The 2737-nt window shown below is 38.8% G+C and carries 3 protein-coding genes; 1 reads left to right on the forward strand and 2 read right to left on the reverse strand.

Annotated elements, in window-relative coordinates; translation table 11 throughout:
* Positions 1-67: 67 nt before the first annotated feature.
* Complete coding sequence (locus V7266_RS24540; protein ID WP_335471798.1) at positions 68-667, forward strand: NADPH-dependent FMN reductase; 600 nt, start codon at positions 68-70, stop codon at positions 665-667.
* 108 nt (positions 668-775) lie between these two features.
* On the opposite strand, the gene V7266_RS24545 is transcribed toward V7266_RS24540, so the two are convergent.
* Positions 776-1366: a DUF421 domain-containing protein gene (locus V7266_RS24545; protein ID WP_335471786.1), complete on the reverse strand. Its 591-nt coding sequence runs from the start codon at positions 1364-1366 to the stop codon at positions 776-778.
* Between the two features lie 36 nt (positions 1367-1402).
* Complete coding sequence (locus V7266_RS24550) at positions 1403-2482, reverse strand: PrsW family intramembrane metalloprotease (RefSeq protein ID WP_335471787.1); 1080 nt, start codon at positions 2480-2482, stop codon at positions 1403-1405.
* Between the last annotated feature and the right edge of the window lie 255 nt (positions 2483-2737).

The following is a 2737-nucleotide window of genomic DNA, read 5'->3' on the forward strand; positions in this document are numbered from 1 at the left end:
TAAGGCTTATGAATGGAAAAGAAAACCCTATTTACATAATTTGTATTTAACCATAGGTGGTGAATGGATGGGTTTTTTTAGCAGATTATTTGGTAATGATACAAAGGAGGAACAAACAATGGCAAATGAAAAGTTAAACATCGGTATTATCTTAGGCAGCACTCGACAAGGGCGGGTAAGTCCACAAGTCGGCGAATGGGTAAAAGGAATTGCTGATAAACGCGGGGATGCAAATTACGAAATCGTCGATATTAAAGATTTTGACTTGCCATTCTTAGGGACAACTGACGGTACTGAGCCTGGATTAGGAAAATGGAATGAAAAGCTTTTAAGCTTAGACGGTTTTGTGTTTATCGTCCAAGAGTACAACCATAGTATCACAGGAGCATTGAAAAACGCGCTTGACTGTGCACGTGAGGCTTGGAACAACAAATCGGCTGGCATCGTAAGCTATGGGTCTACCGGCGGTGCACGTGCTGCTGAGCACTTACGCGGAATTTGCGGAGAATTATTGATTGCCGATGTCCGAGTCCACCCTACATTATCTTTATTTACTGATTTTGAAAATGGTACTGACTTCAAACCACAGGAATTACATCTAAACAATGTAAATGCTATGCTCGATCAGGTTCTTGCTTGGGGCGGCGCATTAAAAACATTGCGATAAAAATTTATATAAAAGGAGCAGCCACTTTGAATGGCTGCTCCTTTTATTTTTATACCTCCATTGTGAATGAAATGAAATGGGGGTTTTCCATTTTGCCGTTAAAACTAGTTAATTCAAATATTCTGGATGTTTTTGTGGGGTATTTTGAAGGATCTCTTCGAATATGTCCTGACTAGAATCCTTGTTGGTTGTAGTTAGGTTCTGTTGTGAGATTTGATTCATTAGTTTTTTAAATTCGCCAATCGTTAGTGGTTTCGCGTTCTCTTTTAATTCATAGCCCAATTGTCCGTTTGGTTCAATCGTCCCAATCTTGATGTCAGATAATTTGGTAAGACCCATATTCCGCATCCGCATTTCCAGACCATCAACAGTTAATCGGAGCCTCTTTAAATTTTTTATATCTAATTCTCCGTTTTCAATAACTATTTTGGATTTTCCCATAATTAATTTTTCAAAAGAATTAAAACGTAGCTGGATATACTCGACGATGAGGATGGACACAACAAATATGATACCCCCTCCTATTGCCTTAACCATGCTTACTTCTACAATAGGTTCAACTATAAGGTGACCTAATGAGATCATCACGATTGTTTGAGCAAGTGTCATCTGTGCGATTGATTTTCTTCCAGCGATTCGAAGCAGGATAATACCTGTAAAAAACAGGATAAAAGATTTTAAAATAAAGGATAAATCCATCGTATATCCCCCTACAAATTATGGTTATTTTCTTCTCTAACGAATGTTGGATTGAAATTTAAATGTCAATTTTTTATTGCCAATTTCTTTAAGACCTGCACGAATTAAAAGAAAAACGACAATCCACGAACAAACCATTAAGAAAATCTGTCCAAGGGGGAACATTCCTGGTATTTGCGTGTCCCATAGCGCATGCATCAAAACAACTAAGATAAAGACGCGTAAAAATTTAATAGAGAATAACATGTTGAACTTAAAAGGCTGGTCCCCTTGAACTCTGCAAAATGCTGCACCTGTTAAAGCGGCCCAGGCTACATGGCCGCCTGGGGCCAAAATTCCGCGCCATAGCATCGTGACATAAAGAGTTTTGCCATCCCCGGAAAGCAGCGCTCTTAGGGCATAACCAGCTGTTTCAAAGGCAGCAAATCCTGCTCCAACGGCTGCCCCTATCAGAAGTCCATTTAGGATAAACCTGTATTTACGGTATCGTACAAAAGTGATCACCGTGATCGCCTTGGCGAGTTCTTCGGCAACTCCGATCGTAATGGGATTGATATTATGTTTTAAGATATCGAAAAACACCAACGCGACTAACATAGAGAGAATCCCGCCGATAAACACAACATAGATGATCCGATAAAAGGCAATATTTTGTGGAGCGTTCATTTCCCAGAAGAAAATTAAAGTGGTTAACGGAACAGCAAAAGCACCAACAATGATAAGTCCAGGGATAAAGTTTACATTTTTAAAATAACTTACGCCAATATATAATCCTAAGAAGGCAATAAGGGCAAATAGGAACACCCTTGCAAAAAGCCAAGGCTTTGGCCATGTTTCGGTAACTTCTGTTATTTTGGGTGTGGTCAGGGCAGTTCCAACGATGAAAAGGCGTTCAGCCTCTAGTTCACTATGATTTCTGAAGACGCGGGAAAAGACGTTTTGAAACTTTGGTTCAACCGAGCGTTCATATCTCGGAACCATATCCACATAATGGGCAAACTCATAAAATAAGCTGTTTTCATCCTCTTCCGTATTATTTTTAATGAATTTTTCGCCGCAGCTTAAGCAGAATTTCACACCATCCGGATTTGAATAGACACATTGCGGGCATTTCATATTACTTCCCCCTCTTGGTATCAAATGTTTTCAATATGTACTCGAACACAAAAATACTTATTGTTAATTTAACCAACAAACACAAATAAAAACAGACGAATTTTTTCGAGGTCACTGAAAATCCTTTGGTTTTTTGAGGGACTTTATGATAATAAAAAAAGGTATAATCCTCTATCTGCTGAGAAATTATACCTTTTAAAATTAGACTGAGTAAAAGTACTCTGTTGATTGGAGCGGAAGGCGGCGAAGACTCCT

Source organism: Neobacillus drentensis (genome assembly GCF_036965645.1).
Taxonomy (GTDB): domain Bacteria; phylum Bacillota; class Bacilli; order Bacillales; family Cytobacillaceae; genus Neobacillus; species Neobacillus drentensis_D.